This window comes from Neoalteromonas arenosi (assembly GCF_030362855.1).
Classification (GTDB): domain Bacteria; phylum Pseudomonadota; class Gammaproteobacteria; order Enterobacterales; family Alteromonadaceae; genus Alteromonas_E; species Alteromonas_E arenosi.
Genome location: NZ_JAUCBP010000006.1, coordinates 44,736 through 63,800, shown reverse-complemented (window position 1 = coordinate 63,800; position 19,065 = coordinate 44,736). Strand labels below are relative to the sequence as shown.

Here is a 19,065-nt window from a genome sequence, read left to right as displayed (position 1 = left end):
CGATGAAAAAAATTAATGACGTACAATTGAAGCAGTTAGTGGAAGCGGCGATTTTTGTTGCAGAAGAGCCGCTCTCAAAAGATCGGATGCAAGCCACAGTGCTGAGCGACTTTAAGGTATCATCCCAGCAGCTGAATAAAATTTTAGTTGAAATTCAAGAAGACTACGCCAGCCGTGGTATTCAATTACACCAACTAGCATCGGGCTACAGCTTTCGCTCCAATGACGCATTGAGCCCCTTTTTATCGCGTTTGTGGCAAGAGACCGCCCCGCGTTATTCTCGCGCGATGTTAGAAACCCTGGCGCTTATTGCTTATCGTCAACCGATAACGCGTGGTGAAATCGAAGACGTACGTGGTGTTGCGGTAAGCAGTAATATAATCCGTACGCTTACTGAGCGAGAATGGGTCCATGTGATAGGCCACAAAGAGGTGCCAGGTCGCCCTGCATTATATGCGACAACAAATAAATTTTTAGACTATTTCGGCTTAAAGTCGCTAAGCGAACTACCGACCGAAGAGGCATTTAACGAATTGCTGGTGGAAACGCCAGAAACTGAAACAAGCGAAGCAGAAGCTTCGCCGCCAACTAATCTTGAGCAGTTGCATTAATGAGTGAAAAACTACAAAAAATTCTCGCTAACTACGGACTGGGTTCGCGTCGTGAAATGGAACGATGGATTGAACAAGGGCGTGTGTCCGTTGACGGCAAAGTTGCGACATTAGGTGACCGTGCTGACGCCAGTGCGCAAATCCGCGTTGACGGCAACGTGATTACAGGCTTGGCCAAAGAGAAAAGCTGTCGTGTTTTGATGTACAACAAGCCTGAGGGTGAATTATGTAGTCGCAGTGATCCCGAGGGGAGGGCGACAGTATTCGATCGGCTACCGGTAATTCGCCCGGGACGATGGATTGCTGTTGGCCGCTTGGATATCAATACGTCCGGGCTATTGTTATTTACCAACGATGGTGAGCTGGCTAATCGCCTGATGCATCCCAAACATGAAGTGGAACGAGAATACGCTGTACGCGTATTCGGTGACGTTAATACCGCTCATCTCAAAGCCCTTAAATCTGGCGTAGAGTTAGAAGATGGCATGGCAAAGTTTACCACTATATCAGCGCGTCCGAGTGATGATGAGAGCCTAAATCATTGGTTTAATGTGACGCTGTCAGAAGGACGCAATCGCGAGGTCCGTCGCTTGTGGGAATCTCAGGGGCTACAAGTAAGCAGACTGATACGTGTTAGGTATGGTGAGCTGGAGCTGAAGAAGCGATTACCACAAGGGGCATGGATTGAATTGGGTCTTGATGATATCAACGCATTGCGAAAAATGGTGAAATTAGCGCCAGAAACGGAATCCAAAGTGGTTGATAAAATGAATCAGTTGGACCATGCACGCCTGTCTAGAATGCGTCGCTCTGTGAAAAAACATCGACTGATCAAATCACGTGGACATAAACCTCGGCGCTAATTACCAACTTTGATATTGGGTGTATTCAGCGAGTAACTTTTTATACAGCGCATCGCGAACTTCACCCGAAACGCGCCAAATCTCTTCGGATAACTCAGGGTTATGGGTGTAAAAGCCGTGTGAAATTACCAAGTAGTAAGGACGTCTGCGCACTTCGTTAGGCAGTTCAAGAATATTGTCTGAGGCATAACTTAAGCCGTTGAATTGATTTGTGACTACGGCACTTACGCGTCCTAATTTCAACATACCAAAAGCCTGAGAAACACGGCTAACTTCGTAAACAGGGATATTTTTTTCATTTAAATAGGTGCGAATAGAAGCCCCTATTTCTATTGCGATGGGTTTGTCGCCAAGATTGTGAAAATCTCCATCACTAAATTCGACGTTGGTGTTGAGCAATACGTAAGCGTAATAACTATCAGTCTTCAAACTGCGCGCAGGATCGATATGTCCTTCAATCTTGGGGTATCGACCATAGGCTTCTCTGTCAGGGCTGTAGCTAGCTACATTGAGCATATCGACCTGATTTTGCCGCAACATGACTAAACAGCGTGGAAAGGGGGCTCTAACCCATTCAATAGAATGACCGATTTGCTGTGCTACATAACGCTGTAATTCAATATTTATCCCTGGCGACGACATCTCTTCATTACCTGGCTTTCGCCACAAAGGAAATAATTCGGTATCCATTAAACACACTTTAATCGTGTTGGGATTTGCTGACACATAGGTTGTAACTAACAAGGTTGCGAAGATTAAAGCGGCTAAACGAATACTCAAACGCACGACAAATGTTGCGAAACTAAAGGGTTGTTTAAATGAAGTAGCGGCTTTGTTCAACGACTTTACACTTTTGCGATTCTAAACAAAGTGTAGTTGCAAAAACCTTAACTGCCAATGAACGACTACTGGCGGCCATTGATGATAAGAAGAGAGTACTACTTTTGCGATACTAGTACTCTCTACAAATTGTGATGTATTGAATCTACCCTTTATAGCGATGTTCAACTTTTTCTTGGAGTTCGGCGGATTCTATATCCACCTTAACTGGGCGATTTAGGATGATGCGACCGGTAACTGTTGAGCTTGCGTCTATGCGCAGCACAGGTTGACTATTCCAGTCACTGTTACCTTTTCTTACTTTCTCAAAAACGATGTCACCATCAACTACTGTGCCACGCGTGATTGAAATATCCCCGTTAGTAGTGACGATATCATTATTAACGGTGGAGTCACGTAGCTCTACATCACCATTAACTGTTACGATTGAGCCGTTCACTGTGCCACCGCTGGCGATTTCGATATCCCCGTTAACTGACTCAATACCATATTGGCTATTGAAGCCTTGTCCTATCTCTACGTCGCCATTAACCACGTCAATAGAGTCTACTGTTACGTTATTGGCGATTTCAATATCACCATTTACTGAGTTGATGCTCGCAGCAGTGACATCATGTTCAAGCTCTACATCACCGTTAACTGATGAAATATCACCAACGCTGCGGCCAGCAGCTATTTCAACATCGCCAAGTACACTACTGAAACTGGAGTCGTCGTTAGTGCCACCGACGTGAATAACACAACCTGAGGTAGAAAGTAATAAAGCTGCGACAGCAGTAAGCTTGAGGTTTTTAAAGTGGTTCATAAAATCCATTCTTATTGACAGAGTTAAAAAACTTACACTGCAGGGCATATGCCAGAATGATAAATGTATAGTTTACAATAAGTTAACTTTTTTGGGGCGAGGGGAAGCAAAACCAAGGTTGTGAATATCACACATCCTTGGTGATTTTGACCAACAAATTACTGATCGAGGGGAGTCATAAAGTCTTCAGATAACTCAAAGTCGCCATCGACGTTGGCAATTTTATTTTCTTCAAAATGAATAATTAACGAGCGCTGGAAATCTTCACCGCGTTTGCGCATACCGCGCTTCATCTCGTATAGGTAATACCAAGTGTCATGATCGAATGAATCTTGCACAACTGGGTTACCCAAGACAAAGATCACTTGCTCTTTTGTCATGCCTATTCGCAGCTTTTTGACATCGCGATTATCAAGGAAGTTTCCCTGTGGTACGTCTATGCGGTAAATCCAGTTAGAGCAGCCAGACAAGAAAAACGCGACAACGATAGATAAAACAAAAAACTTCATGCGAACCTTATAAAAAATTTTTGATTTGAGCCCAGCCGTTGGTAAGCACCACCAACTTTTGCGGTGTGCATGCTACCTTAGCATACTATGACCAATCAACTGATAAATAGTTCGCTGCGAAATTTGATCATTACTGCCGACCTAAATGACCGGCAATATCCGTCACGATTCTGACTTACTAAGCCACATTCATAAGCAGTGAACGAGCATTTGAGATTGCACTGTCAGTGATTGAATCACCAGCAAGTAACCGAGCGAGTTCATTGACGCGTTGCTCGTTTTCAAGATGTACTATATGCGTTTCGGTGCTCTTTTCTACGATTTTCTTAGTAACAAACAATTGATTGTGGGCTTGCGCTGCAACTTGCGGCAGATGCGTTACACACATGACTTGTGCCTGTTCGCCCATTTGCCGTAACAATTGACCAACAATACTTGCTGTCGGCCCACTGATACCGGTATCAACTTCATCGAAAATCATGGTAGGAGGCATTGACTGGTCTGCCGTTAATACTTGCATTGCAAGACCAACACGAGCTAGCTCACCACCCGAGACAACTTTATCGAGGCTATCAGCAGGCTGACCGAGGTTGGTTGAAATCAGAATACTTACAGTATCAATCCCGTGGGCATTAGCTTTGCTTTGATCCGCATGCACTCGATACTCAATGGTTGCATGGGGCATGTTCATGCGCTGAATTTTTTGCTCAAGCTTTTTGGCCAGCGATTTTGCGGCTTTTTGACGGCTTGCCGACAATTTATCGGCATTTGCCAAATAGCGAGATTCCAGCTGTTCAAGTTCGCTCTGAATGTTTTCAAGCTCGTCGTTTGCTGCTTCAATACCGTTTAGCTCTTCAATCAATGACATGTGATGTGCAAACAGCACCTCGGGCATTACTTGATGCTTTCTGGCAAGTTCATTGACTTTGTCATAGCGCTGTTCAACCTGCTGCATGCGCATTGGATCGATATCTAACTCGTCACAATACCCTCGCAATTCTTGTGCGGCTTCTTCAACCTGAATGGCAGCTTCAGATAACAGGTTAACAATAGGTTGTAGTTGTGGGTCGCTATCACATAGCCCCGAAAGGTTGTCGATGCTTTGTTGAATCGCTGACATGGCATTAAATTGCTCATCATCATACAAGCGATGAAAGCTGAGCTGGCTTTGTTCGAGCAGTGACTGGCTGTTAGACAAACGTTTGTGCTCTACCTCTAAATCGGTAAATTCTTGTTCTTCTAGACCAAACTCGTCGAGCTCTGAGACCTGATAGCTCAATAGATGCTTGCGGTCTTCTCGAGCCTGGGCACTTTGTCGCAGTTTTTCATAGTGGCGTTTAGCGTGTTGAAACTCGGTGTAACTATTATTCACCGCTTCGACTAATGCTGTATGCTTGGCAAAGCTGTCTAGCATATTGCGCTGCATGGTTTCTTTTAGCAGTTGTTGATGATCGTTTTGGCCGTGAATGTTAAGTAATATTGCACCCAACTGTTTGAGTTGTTGAAGGGCTACAGGGGAGCCATTGATAAACGCTTTAGAACGGCCCTCTGCACTGATCACGCGACGGATGAAACACTCACCGTCGCTATCTAGCTCGTATTCATCCAGCCACTGTTGTGCGCGCTTATTCTGTTGAATATTAAAATGCGCAATAATCTCGGCTTTTGTAGCCCCACTGCGAACCATACTCGCATCAGCACGTCCACCGGTACATAGAACTAAAGCATCAATGCCAATCGATTTACCAGCGCCAGTCTCACCCGTTATTGCGGTTAAACCCGCAGTAAGATCAAGCTCAATATGTTTGACAACAGCAAAGTTTCGAATTGTGAGATGAGTAAGCATAATTAAAACTAGATAAATATACAGTATGTGTAAATATATACAGTATATTTAATTTGTAAAGAGTGGAATATAAAAAACCGTCTTTAGTACAGCTTACTACCCCAGCCGAGCTTGTTGCGCAGTACATTAAAGTAACTGTAGCCTTGCGGGTGCAACAGCGACAATTTATTTGGATTTTTGCGCACGCGAATTTCATCACCCGGTAACACGGGCAACACGATATGACTGTCGCAACTGACCTGTAAGTTTGCGCTATTCACTTTAGAAACGCGCATTGACACCGTGCTATTGGCATCAACGACTATCGGGCGACTACTCAGCGTATGTGGAAACATCGGCACTAACGTCAATGCGTCTAATTTAGGCATTAGGATAGGGCCACCGGCAGACAACGAATATGCAGTGGAGCCGGTAGGTGTAGCAATGATCAATCCATCAGAGCGCTGGGAAAACACAAAGTGGTCATCGATCAGCACTTCAAATTCCATCATATGGGCAACTTTACCGTGGTGCAAAACCACTTCGTTAACTGCAGAGCTAGCGCTTTGCAGGACATTGTCCCGGTAGACTTCAACTTCTAATAAAAAGCGTTGCTCCAGCACACTCTCACCAGCAAACAACTTGGTCAACTGTGGATGGATGTCATCTGGGCTAATATCCGTTAAAAAACCCAAGTTTCCTCGGTTTACGCCAACCACAGCCACATTAAAACTGGCCAGTACACGCGCTGCGCCAATCATATTGCCGTCACCACCAACAACAATTGCTAAGTCGGCACGCTTGCCAATGTCTACCAGACTTGCTGCGTGTAGATCAGGACCGTTAAATTCGCCGGCAATCTGCTCTTCTAGCAAGATGATACAGTTGCGCTCCCGCAAAAACTCGATAACTGCATCAAGGCTTTCATGGGTGAGGGAATGTGAAGTCTTACCTATCAGACCGACAGTCTTGTATGTCATTGAATCAGTTGTTTAAAGTCGATGTTCGCTCAAACACTAGCAGAAAAGGGAGCAGAGTAAAACCGCAGGTTATAACCCGCTCCTATTATTGGCTATCGACAGGTCCAACCGCCATCTAAAATCAACGTTTGACCGGTGATATTTTTCGCTGCGTCCGACATTAAAAACTCCGCAGTAGAGGCCAGTTCTGATGGCTCAATAAAGGCTTTCTTGGGCATCGGCTCTAACATGATTTTATTCACCACATCCTCTTCGCTGAGGTTGTTTTCAACCGCTTGCGCTTTGATTTGTTGCTCAACCAAAGGCGTCTTTACATAGGCCGGACACATGGTATTTATGGTTACATCACAATCGCCAGTTTCCAGTGCTACAGTTTTAGCAAACCCTAACAAACCGTGTTTGGCCGCGACATAGGCTGATTTAAAGGGTGAGGCTACCACAGAGTGAATGGAGCCCACATTGATAATACGACCAAAATTCTGCTCGCGCATATGCGGAAGAAAGGCCTGAGTAAGGAGTGCAGGCCCAACTAACATGACTTGAATTAGCTGTTGCCATTTATGCGCAGGAAAATCGTCCAGCCGCGCAACATGTTGGATCCCCGCATTATTTACCAACACATCAATAGGGGTTTCGATAAGTGTTTTCGGTAATTGTGCAACGGCATCGGCATCACAGACATCTACTGCAACTGCTCGGCATTTAGCACCGGCCTGAGCGAGTTTTGTGCAGGCGTCCTCAGCAGCACTCTGATTGAGATCGGCAATGACAACAAAGTGGCCAGCAGCTGCAAGCTGTGCGGCAATACCAAAGCCAATCCCGCTGGCACCGCCTGTGACTAGTACGTTTCTCGATGTGGACATGCTATTTCCTAGATTATTCAGTTCGGGTATTTAATGCATTTACCATATTCACTACGGCTTGAATTTGCACTGCGTCTTTAGTCGCATAGTCGCTACCGGTGTAACCCCACCAATCCCAGCAACCGTGGGGGTTGAGCGGCATTAACATACTGGATTTGGTCTGTGGGTATAGCACAACGATATTGTTGCTGTTTGCCCATTGGTTGATGCCAGTCATCTGCGCGTAACTGTTGCCCACGGCTTCTGCGTTTTGTTTACAGCCATGAAAACTTACGTGTACGCGGCAGGATTCACTTTCGCAACTCTTTGGAATAAACACATAGCCTTGTTCAGCTAGTCCCATTGCACTGTCACCAGAAAGCGCGACTTGATCAACAGTAAACAGTCGTTCGTCTGCTTCCACAGGCGGGTTTAACTCACTGTACAAATGGTTGAGCATTTCACCCGCCGCGTCATAGTCGCAGGCTGCGATATACGGTGATTCCGATGCTGAACATGATGAACCATTCGATAGTGTAGGGAAGTGATGACCAAAGGGCTTGTCATCGATATACTCAACATTGTCAGGTGCTGTCCAGGTTAAATATTGCTCATTGACGGCATCGGCTGCCGATCGATTTACGGTTTGGTCAAATAACCCGTGCAAAATCCAGATGCGGTCATCAGATATGTTATCTAAGGGCGGAATATCCCCTGCTGCTGAGTACTGCTGAGCCTGTTCGAGCAATAGCGCATTATCGATAGGCGGGTTTGCTGTTGCTACACATTGGCTAAGTGCCTTGCGGATATCGCCTTGCGCGCAGTAATAAGGTCCAGTACCAATAATACCAATACCACTTATCCAATCACTATTGGCGAGGTGAAACTGGGTCGCCATATAGCCGCCGGAGGACAAACCACTAACCGTAGTTTGGCTGAGGTCAAGACTTAATGGTGGTAATTGTGCTGAAGCGGCAAAGCTCAGACCAAGCATGGCTGGTAAGACGGAAATTTTCGTCTTTGTTTCTCGCATGATGCTATTCCTTTATTGAAACGGTTTACCTGACTGAAGGCTCAATCTTGTAAAAATTGACGGATTGTTTCGGCGTGTTTAGCGATACCGATGACCCCTTCTAAATGTCCCAAGTCACCCTGTAGCTCAACGTATTGACTATCGCTTTGATTGGCTACAAGTGATTGATGTGCTTCTCTAGCGTGATACGGCATAAGCAACAGGTCGTCAGTAGCGGGTATAAATAAGGTTTTGGCTTGGATTCGAGCTAGTCCAGTGGCTAAATCTTGTCCCTGACCGGTCAAAAACAGCTGACACGCGCGAACGAGATAAAGCAAGTGATTGGCGTCCATCGATTGGGCTCTAGCCTCAGCTCGCTTGCGCAGCCAAGCAGTTATAACGTGCTCTGCATTGATATCGTTGAGCACATCAGGTGCTAAAGATTGATGTTTGAGTGTTTCACCTTGCTGATTAAAGTACGCCGGTGTTAAGGCATCTTGGGTAATAAACATCAACGCTGCGGTGAGTCCAGCTAACGGAGGTTGGCTTTCATAATAATCACCTTTCTGCCAATTTGGGTCGATTTTTATCGGTAATGCCCAGCGCTCCAAAAACGTCGTTGTCCAAGCATCAGCGTGCGCTGCACCGATCACGGAGATAAGTCTAGGTATCCAAGCAGGATAAGCACTGGCCCATTCAATCGCTTGCATCGAGCCCATTGACGGACCTGCAACGGCATATAATTGCTGGATACCTAAGCTTTCCAACAGCGCTTTTTGAACATTGACTAAATCGCGCATGGTGATCACAGGAAAAGCTAAGCCATAAGGTTTGCCTGTGGTAGGGTTGATTGACGCCGGCCCCGTGGTAATCACTTTTGGATCATGGACACCAAGATTGGCCAGGGAATCAACGCTGATCACGAAAAAGCGATCAGTATCGATGGCTTTACCCGGTCCGATAATGGCATCCCAATAGCCCGGAGCCGGATCATCTGGATGATACTTTCCGGCTGCGTGAGAATTACCCGTAAAGTAATGCGTGATCAGAATGACGTTGTCTTTAGCCGCATTGAGCTCGCCGTAGCTTTCCCAGCCCACAGTGACATTCGATATCGTCTTACCATTGAAAAATGTAAACGAGGGCATCTCAAATCGCTGTTTTTCTACCAACAATGATTGCGCTTGCGCATGCATACTCAGCGCGATAACAACAAGCATAATGAATGTTTTTAAAAGCAGTTGCTGCATAGCTGACAGATCCTAGAAAATACTAAATAGGCCGATGGCCATCACTAAGCCGATCAACGGCACAACAACGGTCAATGCAGCCAAAGGCCAATAGGCGGCTTGGTGAGTTTCACCACAAATGGCGCGAATAGTGGTAACGACGTAACCATTGTGTGGCAGCGAATCCAATGCACCGGATGAAATGGAAACGATGCGATGCAACTCCTCTGGGTCTACACCCTGGTCGAGATAATGTGGGCCAACCAATGGCAAAGCAATGGCTTGTCCACCGGATGCAGAACCGGTCAAACCTGCGATGACACTCACTGCAATTGCGGCGCCGATCAGCTCATTGCCAGGAATTTGGGTCATCACTTCTACGGTCGTTTGAAACGCTGCGGTCGCTTTGGCAATCGAGCCAAAGCCAACGACAGCGGCGGTGTTACCGATCGCCAACAATGCCCCGGTGGTGCCTAAGTTTACCGCCTGTGGTAAATTGTGAAAATGTTGGAAATTGATCGCCATTAGCGTCAACACACCACCCCCAAGGGCTACAATCAATGCTAATTGAGCTAATGCTTCGTGCAGAGTAAAAGATAAGATCAGCACCACTATCAAAGGAATTATTCCTGTCATCGGGTGAGGGTAATCGCGTACGGGAATTTCTGGGTCGCTGCTGCGAACTTCAAATTTTTCGCCGTTATCAACCGCTTTGCCAATCATCTTTTTCAGCCACCAATAGCCGAACAACGCCATAAACACCGCGACAACGAAACTGACCTCCCACGCGGCAAATGGGCTGGTACCCAAGTATTTGATTGGGATCCAGTTTTGGATTTCAGGTGAGCCTGCTGAGGTCATCGTAAAGGTCACCGAGCCAAATGCCATGGTGGCGGGGATAAATCGCCGGGGTAAGTTGGCGTCTTTGAATAAACTCAATGCCATCGGATATACCGAAAATGCTACGATAAATACGCTTACGCCACCGTAGGTCAAAATTGCACACGCCAAAACTACTGCCAGTACGGCGCGATGAAAGCCTAGTTTGTCAACAATCCACTTAGCCACCGCGTCTGCGGCACCTGTATCTTCCATGAACTTGCCGAATAATGCACCGAGCAAAAACATGAAAAACCACGACGCGATAAAGCCGGTAAAACCTTGCATGTAAGTAGTAACAAAGTTTCCATCCCCGATAAAGATCGGCAAGCCGCTGGTGAGCGCCACGATCAACGCGCACAACGGAGCAGCTATGAACAGATTCATGCCGCGAATAGTTAAAAATATAAGTAGTCCAAGGCCTCCAACAAGACCGATCAAACTGAGCATAATGCGTTTCCTAATTGAGTACTGTGACCGCAGCCTCTTGAAAACAGTGGCTATAGTGAGAAATTTTGATTAGTTTGCCCATAGTACCATCGTACTACATACCTTAACGATATTTTCACATAGATTTAACAACAGACCGTAGCCCTGATAGACGCATTACAACAATTACAGGAAACCCTAAGGGACAACACTATGCAATTACAATTTTACCCTCAACGCTTCACTCAAAGCGCGTGTGCAACTGCTGTTGCAGCTGCCTTACTAAGCGCCAGTGGCAGTGCGTTAGCGCAGCAAGCAGACGGTTCTGAAGCCGACACTGGCAAACTAGAACGCATCGAAGTCACAGCGCGGAAAACTGTCGAGTCGCTGCAAGAAGTACCTGTTGCGATTACGTCTATCGGTGCGGTAGAGCTCGAACAAAAGGGTATTTCGGTACTGACAGAGCTACAGCAATTCTCACCCAATACTACGCTGCAAGCGAGTCGTGGTACTAACTCGACATTAACAGCATTTATTCGGGGCTTAGGCCAACAGGATCCTCTTTGGGGATATGAGCCTGGTGTAGGTATTTATATTGATGATGTTTATTTGGCACGTCCGCAAGGTGCTGTTTTAGATTTGCTTGATGTCGAGAGAATTGAAATTCTGCGTGGCCCACAGGGGACTTTGTACGGTAAAAATACCATTGGTGGTGCGGTAAAGTACGTCACCAAAGAAATGACCGGTGACATGACCTTTAATGTGCAAGGTACTATCGGAAGCTACTCGCAAAAAGATGTCAAAGTTACGGGGCAAATCCCGGTAATTGAAGATAAGTTTTTCATCGGTTTTGGTTATGCTGACCTGAGCCGCGACGGCTTCGGCCAATATCTAATATCGGCTTTGCCAAATCAGGATTTGGAAAACTACAACAAGGATTTGTGGGCGGCGCGATTGTCCATGGAGTTCCACCCAGCTGACGATTGGTTTGTGCGCGTTAACTGGGATAAAACCAAAGACACCTCAAACGCCAAAGGCGGCTATCGCTTGCTTCCCAGTTTGTTAACAGATGCTCCGGTGCCCGATAGCGTGTTTGATTCTTACACTAGCTTGCCGACGTTCAATGAAGTGACGTTAGAAGGGTTTAGCTGGATGATCCGTCACGACTTTTCCGACAATTTACAGTTGAAGTATATCGGTTCAACCCGTGAGAGTTACTCGCCTACAAACATTGATTTTGACAATACACCGCTGGATATTTTCGATGTGCCAGCCGAGTACGATGACGACAATACCACCCACGAGTTACAAGCAAACTACAGTAGTGGCGATTTCTCATTAGTCAGTGGCTTGTATTTCTACGATGGTGAATCATGCGGTAACTTTGATGCGATTCTGGGTTTCCTTGGACGAGTCGCCTTTGCGGTTCCAGGTTTAACCCGCGAAGTTACTGGTTGCAACAATAGTGAGAGCTGGGCGGTATATTCCCAAGCCAACTTCAACCTAACTGATCAACTTTCGTTGTCGGTCGGTGCGCGTTATACCGACGAAGAAAAATCAGCATTCGTAAACAATGGCTTAATTTTCGATAATGTCTACCCGTATTCAGGTTGGATCCCAGGTTATGAGCGCCCTACAGGAGATATCATTCCTCAAGTTTTAGGTACCGACACCGATGGTGATGGCATTCTCGATGCCCCAGCGGTTGAAAGTTGGTCGCGATTTACCCCGCGCGTGGGGGTTGAATATCAGATGAGTAAAGATGTGATGTTTTATGCCAGTTACTCACAGGGCTTTAAATCAGGCACATTCAATCCGCGAGCAACAATTAATGAGCCTGGCGTAAACCCAGAAATCGTAGACTCAATCGAGATTGGTATGAAGAGCGATTGGAGCGATAATTTACGCGCCAATATTGCGGTGTTTACTTACGATCACAAAGACCGCCAATACATTGGTATTGAAGGCAACAGCAATGATCCTACAGCATTGCTGCAGCGTTTGCGTAATGCCGCTGAAACAGCTGCGGATGGCATTGAAGCGGACTTTACTTATGTTGCAACTGACAATCTACAGTTTGGTTTGTCAGTCGGTTATATCGACTTTGAGATCAAGCGAAACGATGCGATCCCACCACTGATTGGTTTGTCGAACACACCTGAGCTTACGTATAACTTCTCTGCTGCGTATGTATTAGAGTCTGACATTGGTGATTTCGTGTTTAACGCCAATTACTATCGTCGTGACGATTACTTGATTTTTGAAACCAGCGACTTAATTCAACAAGACGCATACGGCATGGTTAACTTAAGCGTCAGTTGGGAGAGTGTTGAAGGTGATTGGTATGCCAGTCTACACGGCAAAAACTTAACTGATGAAGAGTATGTTATCGGTGGCTATGACTTCGTCACCCGCAACGATGACGGTACCCTAGGTGCAGGTTTGGGCGGCGATACAACGTTGATTGGCTATTACGGCGATCCGCGGACTATCCACTTAACGGTTGGTTATCGCTTTTAAGTAATTACGGTCTTCTTGTGGGTACCTTGGCGGCTTCGGCCGCCTTTTTTGTGATAGACTTTTGCTCATGCAGATTACAGAACAAACTCATATGCTGATCGCTGATGATCACCCTTTGTTTCGAGCGGCAATGCGTGCTGCGTTAACCGATGTTGTCAGTGGTGAGCTCTTCGAAGCTGAAGATTTTAGCGCAGCACAACAGTGCTTGCGCGAAAACCCAGATATAGAGCTGGTATTTTTAGATTTGTCGATGCCCGGTAACCACGGTTTGACGGGACTGACGCAAATTCGCAATGAATTTCCTAATACTCTGGTAGTGATAGTGTCTGCTGAAGAAGAGCTTGCGGTGATCAAAAAAGCCGTCGCGCTTGGCAGCAGCGGATATATACCCAAATCCACGTCGTTAGACGATATGGTGACAGCGGTGAAAACCATACTCAACGGTGATAATTGGCTACCGGCGCATATTTCGCTGGACGCTGAGACTCAAACAGCTGAAGAGTCCGATTTTTTAGAGCGTTTAGGCCAGCTTACACCGCATCAATTCAATGTGCTTAAAATGCTCGCTGACGGTCGTTTAAATAAGCAAATTGCTTATGATTTGGGCATATCAGAATCGACAGTAAAGCAACATGTATCAGCGGTATTGAAAAAGCTTGGGGTTATTAATCGCACCCAGGCTGGGGTGCTGTTTAAACAAACTTTACAGTTGTAGAATTAACAGCATGCAAATTTAGGCGTTAGCCTTTATGTGCGTAAGGCAGACAGTCAGTGCACTTTGCTGCCAGAGTTCTTTCTGTAGGCGGTTACCTTCACAAAATAATCTCTGTGACGAACGGCGTTGACAATCTAGCTGTCAGCGACATACTCATAGTCAACGCATAATTTATCTGCGTTAAAGGTATGTTCCCACGATAAAAGGATTGATTATGCAACGTCGCAATTTTACTTCCATTGTTTTTTGTAGTTTGCTTGCACTGGGTCTCGCTGGTTGTAACTCCACAGCAGAATTCGATAATAACACCTTAGGCAAAGTGCTTAATTATCAACAACAAACCGCTCTGTTTGTATACAGTGATCACGATGTGACTGCTGAGTCAGTGTTGCCATTAATGCGCGTCAATGGTCAGGACATTCACTTAGTTACAACAGGCTCAGTGACAGTCGTTCCGTTGCAACCGGGTGTACACAAAGTCTCTTTACACAGCAAAGAGACGCCCTTTGACTATCGCGATGATGCGTTTTACGCCGCTGAAATCGAAGTTAAACAAGGGCAGCAACTGTATTTCCGCTGGCAAGAAGACAATCAGATGTTTGTAACCTTCGAGCGTCCAATGCTGACTCGCGGCGATTATAACTACGGTTTTGTTACTGCTGATGTTGCAATGACTGATATTGAAAATGGCCGTTTTTCGAAATTCACAGTCTCTGAGCTTGTCGAAGTTCAATAACTCAATTCAGAGCAGCGCATTAGGTTGTTGTCAAACAACGGCGTAATGCGCGTTTTAGTGCCACCGGTTTTACTGGTTTGGGTAAAAAATCCAAACCGATCGTAAGCGCTTCATCTTTTACTGAATCATCGCGATTTGCCGTTGTGAGTATGCCTGGCACCTTTTTACCCCACTGACTAAACCCTTGAGTCACAGCATCAATACCGGTTTCTCCGCCATTCAAGTGATAATCAACAATGACTAAGTCAGGGGCAGTTGGAACGTTGCTCAACAGCTGTTGTTGTGAATCTGCCACTGTCACCGTAGCGCCCCATTGTCGCAATAGAGCGGTAACAGCTGTTTGTATTTGATGTTCATTTTCAATCAATACTACGTGTGAATCGGCGAGGAATTGCTCAGAAGCGGAATCTTGCTGTGCCGGTAACAATTGTCCCTTTTGAGGTGCGTCAGTTTTACTCACACTATAGGGAACTGAAACGGCGAACAGACTGCCTTGATGGCGTTTAGAGCGCAGCGATACTTTGTGGCCCAGCAAAGAGGACATACGCTCGACAATCGTCAGTCCAAGACCTAAACCCGCGGCTTGATGTTCAGGGTGGACCCTATGGAACTCATCAAATATTGCGGCTTTTTGTTCGTCAGCTATGCCAATACCATTGTCAGCGACAATCAACTGCAGCTGTTGTCCAGGTCTGCGTTTAGCCCCAATAATAACTTTAGCTGGCACATCAGTGCGCGTATATCGAATCGCATTAGAAATCAGGTTTTGCAATATTCTGCGCAATAGTTTTTTGTCTGACTCGACGACGTAGTGACTCACTACAAAGCGCAACGAAACCGATTTCTGGGCGGCAATGACCTGAAATTCTTTTGCTAAACTGGCAAACAAGTCATTGATTGGAAAGCGCGTGATATGCGTTTGTAGTACACCCGAGTCGAGTTTGGTGATATCGAGCAAGCTGTTAAGTAAAGATTCGGCGCTGTTGAGGGATTGTTGAATACCCTCACTAATGTCCTGCATTTGCTGCGAAGTGTTACTCGATGCTGTTAGTTGATTTAACATGGCTGAGTAAAGCACTGCTGCATTCAAAGGCTGCATTAAATCATGCCCTGCAGCCGCCAAGAACTTGGTTTTACTCACATTAGCTGCATCGGCTTCCAATTTGGCGATTTCTAATTGCTGAGTGCGTTCATAAACGCGTTCTTCTAGTTGTGCTTTGGCTGCACTTAATTGCTCCTGAATTTGAATGTACTCACTGATATCTGCATAAGTCGTAACATAGCCTCCGCCGGGTAACGGTCGGCCGTTAATCTCTATTGTGCGTTTATCGCTTTGCCGGCGTACATATTTGTATTCACGTCCAGTACGCATGTGATCGATTCGCTTGGCAATTTCCTGTTCTATGTCGGCTTGCTGGCCAAATAATCCGCGTTTGGCATTAGCACGCAACACCTCTTCGATGGGCATCCCGACATTAATGAAACCCTCTGGATAGTCAAATAACTGCAGATAACGTTCGTTCCACGCTAACATGGTTAAATTGCTATCTAGAACACTGATCCCTTGTTGGATATGTTGCACCGAAGACTTCAGAACTTCGTGATTAAATTGCAGCGTTTGCGAGGCGCGTTCGGCCAAGTCAACCAATTCATGCATATTGGATCCGCGGCCATGCGCTATAGTGGACAGTAAAATACGCGCCCCGGCAATCCCCACTTGTGAGGCTAAACGCCGCTCGCAATGACTCAACATGGGCGCGCTGGCAATAGCTTTTGGAGATTCTGCAGTGGTTGCTAATAAATCTTGAACTTCATGCGCGGGCAATATGCGTCTTAACAGCGCATCTAAATCGCGCATGTAAATCATCAAATGAGGCTGGCTTTCGCTGTTCTGATTAGCCGTCTCACGCGGTTTACTCAACCATGTAATAATGACGTGCACTAAAACATTGGCGCACAAACTCATAATGAATGCGCTCGCTAATTCAGCATCGCTGGGCACTGGATCGAAGTAATAGCTCGCGGTAATACTTGGCCACAGGATGAGCACCGCCCAACACACGCTCCCGGTTATAATGCCTAGCCAAGCCGCCAACGCATTGCTACGCGCCCAAAAGAACGGCATCAGTATCGCCGGAGTTACTTGTGCAAGCAGGGCCATGGCGACTGTGCCACTTTGTACTAAGGGGGCGGTTTGACTAATGTTTACGTGATACCAATAAGCTACGGCCAACACTATGATCACGGTTAACCGCCGGATCGTTAATACTTGCTGAGTACGCAATGGTCTGTTTTGCTGTTTATTTAGGGCCAAGCGCAACCACAGCGGTGTGACGAGGTTATTAGCGATCATTATCCCCAGTGCAAGCGTAGCGACAATAACCATGCTGGTGGCGGCGCCTAGACCGCCAATAAACGCAGTAATAGCGACAAAGGCTTGCTCTTGTTCGATGGGGATAGCCAGAATATAACTATCTGTGGAGTAGGTGGCACTGTCGAGTACGATGTCACCCGCCAAAGCGATGGGTAAAATAAACAGACTCATCAGCACCAAGTAGGTTGGAAACAACCAACGAGCGGTTCGCAGCTCATCTTCACCGTTGTTTTCGACGAAGTTGATATGGAATTGCCGCGGCAGACAAAACGCTGCGCAAATTCCCAATAATGTATGGCATACGTATACCCACGTGGCACTTTCGCTGGTCAGAGTTTGACGTGCCTCGGCGTTCTGAGCCGCTTGCACAAAGATATCCAAAGGACCGTCGAACAATATATAACAGGTGTAAAATCCGACTATCAGGATACCGACCAATTTAATGATTGATTCGAACGCAATGGTCGTCATTAAGCCGGGATGCTTCTCGGTAAGACTTAGTGTCCGCGTCCCAAACAAGATTGCGAATAAAGCCATTAGACCAGCAACGTAAATACCGACGGTAGAGGTGTTTGCAACGTTATCAGAAGCGATCAAGTTAAATGATAGGGTTATCGCATCAAGCTGCAGGGCGATATAGGGAATGACACCAATAAAACAGACCAGAGTTACCAAGGCACCAATACTAAATTGGCTGTTGTAACGCGCACCGACAAAGTCGGCCAATGAGCTTATCTGATGGGTTTGGCAATATTGTGCAATACGGCGAATTAACTCAAAGCCAAACACAAAAGCGATAATCATGCCCAAATAGGTCGGTATAAATGCCCAGCCGTATTGCGCAGCTTGGGTGGTGGTACCAAAAAAAGCCCAAGACGTACAATGCACACCCAATGCAAGGCTATATATATACGGGTGCTGCTGGTGCTGTTGCTTTTTGCGGTCTGCGAAGAATGCAATCGCAAACAATACCAGCAAGTAAAGCACGACAATGCCGGACACAACCCAAAGACTAAACATACCGTTTATTTCATTGATTTCGATAGGTTTATCATGACAGAAATCACTGGTTAGCCAAAGTCTTTAACCAGCAATCGCAAAAATTATCCATAAAAGTGGTGGGGTTACCCTTGAACCCGCAAAATCAAACCCCATTTAGCCCCCAAAGTGAGTTTTAGCAGGTTATTAGACTGGAGGGATGCATGAGCGAACCACGCGACGTGCAAGAAAACGCAGCAGCTGAATCTGCCTCTGAGGAGGCGTTGCAGCAAGAGGTAGCAAACGAAGCAGTTGACGCGCAAGCGACTGACACTGACGTTGAAGGGGAATTAGAAACCCCAGAAGAAATCATTGCAGCACTCGAAGCTGAATTAGCTGCGGCGCAAGCCACGATTGATGGTCAGCAAGAAAGTGTCTTACGCGCTCGAGCTGAGATGGAAAACGCCAAGCGACGTGCCGAAGCAGAAGTCAGTAAAGCACGTAAATTTGCATTGGAGAAGTTTGCCGGCGAGTTGTTACCAGTCATTGATAATCTCGAACGCGCGATTCAAGTGGCAGATGCGGACAATGAAGTGGTCAAGCCTTTACTGGAGGGTGTTGAGCTAACCATGAAGTCGTTTGTCAGCACGGTTGAAAAGAATGGGTTGACCATTATTGATCCGCAAGGTGAGCCGTTTAATCCTGAGATGCATCAGGCTATGTCGATGCAGGAATCTGCCGACATGCCTGCCAACACAGTTATGGCGGTGATGCAAAAAGGTTATCAAATTAATGGCCGGTTATTACGACCAGCCATGGTAATGGTATCGAGAGCGCCAGAAGGCGGCGTAGATACCCAAGCATAATTGAGTAATTAGTGCGTTTTTTTCGTGGTAAACATTGAAATTTTGTTGAATA

The 19,065-nt window shown here is 46.2% G+C and carries 16 protein-coding genes; 6 read left to right on the top strand and 10 right to left on the bottom strand.

The genetic code is table 11. From position 1 onward, the window contains the following. Positions 1-2: 2 nt before the first annotated feature. Together scpB and rluB are read left to right on the top strand one after the other, a co-directional pair. Positions 3-611 (top strand): SMC-Scp complex subunit ScpB, encoded by a 609-nt coding sequence (scpB, locus tag QTP81_RS04500; protein ID WP_289364034.1) that lies wholly within the window; start codon positions 3-5, stop codon positions 609-611. Continuing rightward, a complete protein-coding gene (rluB, locus tag QTP81_RS04495) occupies positions 611-1,474 on the top strand; it encodes a 23S rRNA pseudouridine(2605) synthase RluB (protein ID WP_289364033.1) in 864 nt (287 codons plus the stop codon). The genes scpB and rluB overlap by 1 nt, the downstream gene beginning before the upstream one ends. On the opposite strand, the gene QTP81_RS04490 is transcribed toward rluB, so the two are convergent. From QTP81_RS04490 to QTP81_RS04450, 9 genes are all read right to left on the bottom strand, one after another. Beyond that, the gene (locus QTP81_RS04490) at positions 1,475-2,314 is read right to left on the bottom strand and encodes a substrate-binding periplasmic protein (protein WP_289364031.1); all 840 of its coding nucleotides are present in this window, start codon (positions 2,312-2,314) and stop codon (positions 1,475-1,477) included. Positions 2,315-2,459: 145 nt separating this feature from the next. Continuing rightward, positions 2,460-3,119: a DUF4097 family beta strand repeat-containing protein gene (locus tag QTP81_RS04485; protein ID WP_289364029.1), complete on the bottom strand. Its 660-nt coding sequence runs from the start codon at positions 3,117-3,119 to the stop codon at positions 2,460-2,462. A gap of 158 nt (positions 3,120-3,277) precedes the next feature. Then, a complete protein-coding gene (locus tag QTP81_RS04480) occupies positions 3,278-3,628 on the bottom strand; it encodes an outer membrane protein assembly factor BamE (protein ID WP_289364027.1) in 351 nt (116 codons plus the stop codon). A 178-nt stretch (positions 3,629-3,806) separates the two neighbouring features. After that, complete coding sequence (gene recN / locus QTP81_RS04475) at positions 3,807-5,474, bottom strand: DNA repair protein RecN (protein ID WP_289364025.1); 1,668 nt, start codon at positions 5,472-5,474, stop codon at positions 3,807-3,809. Positions 5,475-5,557: 83 nt separating this feature from the next. Continuing rightward, entirely contained in the window at positions 5,558-6,433 is an 876-nt protein-coding gene (nadK, locus tag QTP81_RS04470) for an NAD(+) kinase (protein ID WP_289364023.1), read from the bottom strand. A 92-nt stretch (positions 6,434-6,525) separates the two neighbouring features. Further along, on the bottom strand, positions 6,526-7,296 hold the full coding sequence (locus QTP81_RS04465) for a 3-hydroxybutyrate dehydrogenase (RefSeq protein ID WP_289364021.1): 771 nt from the start codon (positions 7,294-7,296) through the stop codon (positions 6,526-6,528). Between the two features lie 13 nt (positions 7,297-7,309). Then, on the bottom strand, positions 7,310-8,308 hold the full coding sequence (locus QTP81_RS04460; protein WP_289364019.1) for an extracellular catalytic domain type 2 short-chain-length polyhydroxyalkanoate depolymerase: 999 nt from the start codon (positions 8,306-8,308) through the stop codon (positions 7,310-7,312). Between the two features lie 41 nt (positions 8,309-8,349). Continuing rightward, positions 8,350-9,537, bottom strand: a complete 1,188-nt coding sequence (locus tag QTP81_RS04455; RefSeq protein ID WP_434532966.1) for an E22 family MetX-like putative esterase — start codon at positions 9,535-9,537, stop codon at positions 8,350-8,352. A 12-nt stretch (positions 9,538-9,549) separates the two neighbouring features. Then, the gene (locus QTP81_RS04450) at positions 9,550-10,845 is read right to left on the bottom strand and encodes a GntP family permease (protein WP_289364017.1); all 1,296 of its coding nucleotides are present in this window, start codon (positions 10,843-10,845) and stop codon (positions 9,550-9,552) included. 192 nt (positions 10,846-11,037) lie between these two features. Between QTP81_RS04450 and QTP81_RS04445 the strand changes: the two genes are divergently transcribed. From QTP81_RS04445 to QTP81_RS04435, 3 genes are all read left to right on the top strand, one after another. Beyond that, a complete protein-coding gene (locus QTP81_RS04445; protein WP_289364016.1) occupies positions 11,038-13,344 on the top strand; it encodes a TonB-dependent receptor in 2,307 nt (768 codons plus the stop codon). A 67-nt stretch (positions 13,345-13,411) separates the two neighbouring features. Continuing rightward, positions 13,412-14,059 carry a response regulator transcription factor gene (locus QTP81_RS04440; protein ID WP_289364014.1) on the top strand — a complete coding sequence of 216 codons (648 nt, stop codon included), beginning with the start codon at positions 13,412-13,414 and terminating at the stop codon, positions 14,057-14,059. A 214-nt stretch (positions 14,060-14,273) separates the two neighbouring features. After that, the gene (locus tag QTP81_RS04435) at positions 14,274-14,795 is read left to right on the top strand and encodes a hypothetical protein (protein WP_289364013.1); all 522 of its coding nucleotides are present in this window, start codon (positions 14,274-14,276) and stop codon (positions 14,793-14,795) included. A 19-nt stretch (positions 14,796-14,814) separates the two neighbouring features. Here the strand turns inward: QTP81_RS04435 and QTP81_RS04430 are convergent, their stop codons facing one another. After that, positions 14,815-18,189, bottom strand: a complete 3,375-nt coding sequence (locus QTP81_RS04430; protein WP_289364011.1) for a PAS domain-containing hybrid sensor histidine kinase/response regulator — start codon at positions 18,187-18,189, stop codon at positions 14,815-14,817. A gap of 182 nt (positions 18,190-18,371) precedes the next feature. Between QTP81_RS04430 and grpE the strand changes: the two genes are divergently transcribed. Then, positions 18,372-19,013, top strand: a complete 642-nt coding sequence (gene grpE / locus QTP81_RS04425; RefSeq protein ID WP_289364010.1) for a nucleotide exchange factor GrpE — start codon at positions 18,372-18,374, stop codon at positions 19,011-19,013. Positions 19,014-19,065: the final 52 nt, after the last annotated feature.

Bases quoted from the DNA above. Each gene is read 5' to 3' on its own strand.
- QTP81_RS04455 (WP_434532966.1), bottom strand. From the start codon at position 9,537: ATGCAGCAACTGCTTTTAAAAACATTCATTATGCTTGTTGTTATCGCG.
- QTP81_RS04465 (WP_289364021.1), bottom strand. From the start codon at position 7,296: ATGTCCACATCGAGAAACGTACTAGTCACAGGCGGTGCCAGCGGGATT.
- QTP81_RS04450 (WP_289364017.1), bottom strand. From the start codon at position 10,845: ATGCTCAGTTTGATCGGTCTTGTTGGAGGCCTTGGACTACTTATATTT.
- QTP81_RS04480 (WP_289364027.1), bottom strand. From the start codon at position 3,628: ATGAAGTTTTTTGTTTTATCTATCGTTGTCGCGTTTTTCTTGTCTGGC.
- QTP81_RS04485 (WP_289364029.1), bottom strand. From the start codon at position 3,119: ATGAACCACTTTAAAAACCTCAAGCTTACTGCTGTCGCAGCTTTATTA.
- QTP81_RS04445 (WP_289364016.1), top strand. From the start codon at position 11,038: ATGCAATTACAATTTTACCCTCAACGCTTCACTCAAAGCGCGTGTGCA.
- QTP81_RS04460 (WP_289364019.1), bottom strand. From the start codon at position 8,308: ATGCGAGAAACAAAGACGAAAATTTCCGTCTTACCAGCCATGCTTGGT.
- QTP81_RS04435 (WP_289364013.1), top strand. From the start codon at position 14,274: ATGCAACGTCGCAATTTTACTTCCATTGTTTTTTGTAGTTTGCTTGCA.
- grpE (WP_289364010.1), top strand. From the start codon at position 18,372: ATGAGCGAACCACGCGACGTGCAAGAAAACGCAGCAGCTGAATCTGCC.
- nadK (WP_289364023.1), bottom strand. From the start codon at position 6,433: ATGACATACAAGACTGTCGGTCTGATAGGTAAGACTTCACATTCCCTC.
- QTP81_RS04440 (WP_289364014.1), top strand. From the start codon at position 13,412: ATGCAGATTACAGAACAAACTCATATGCTGATCGCTGATGATCACCCT.
- rluB (WP_289364033.1), top strand. From the start codon at position 611: ATGAGTGAAAAACTACAAAAAATTCTCGCTAACTACGGACTGGGTTCG.
- scpB (WP_289364034.1), top strand. From the start codon at position 3: ATGAAAAAAATTAATGACGTACAATTGAAGCAGTTAGTGGAAGCGGCG.
- QTP81_RS04430 (WP_289364011.1), bottom strand. From the start codon at position 18,189: ATGTTTAGTCTTTGGGTTGTGTCCGGCATTGTCGTGCTTTACTTGCTG.
- recN (WP_289364025.1), bottom strand. From the start codon at position 5,474: ATGCTTACTCATCTCACAATTCGAAACTTTGCTGTTGTCAAACATATT.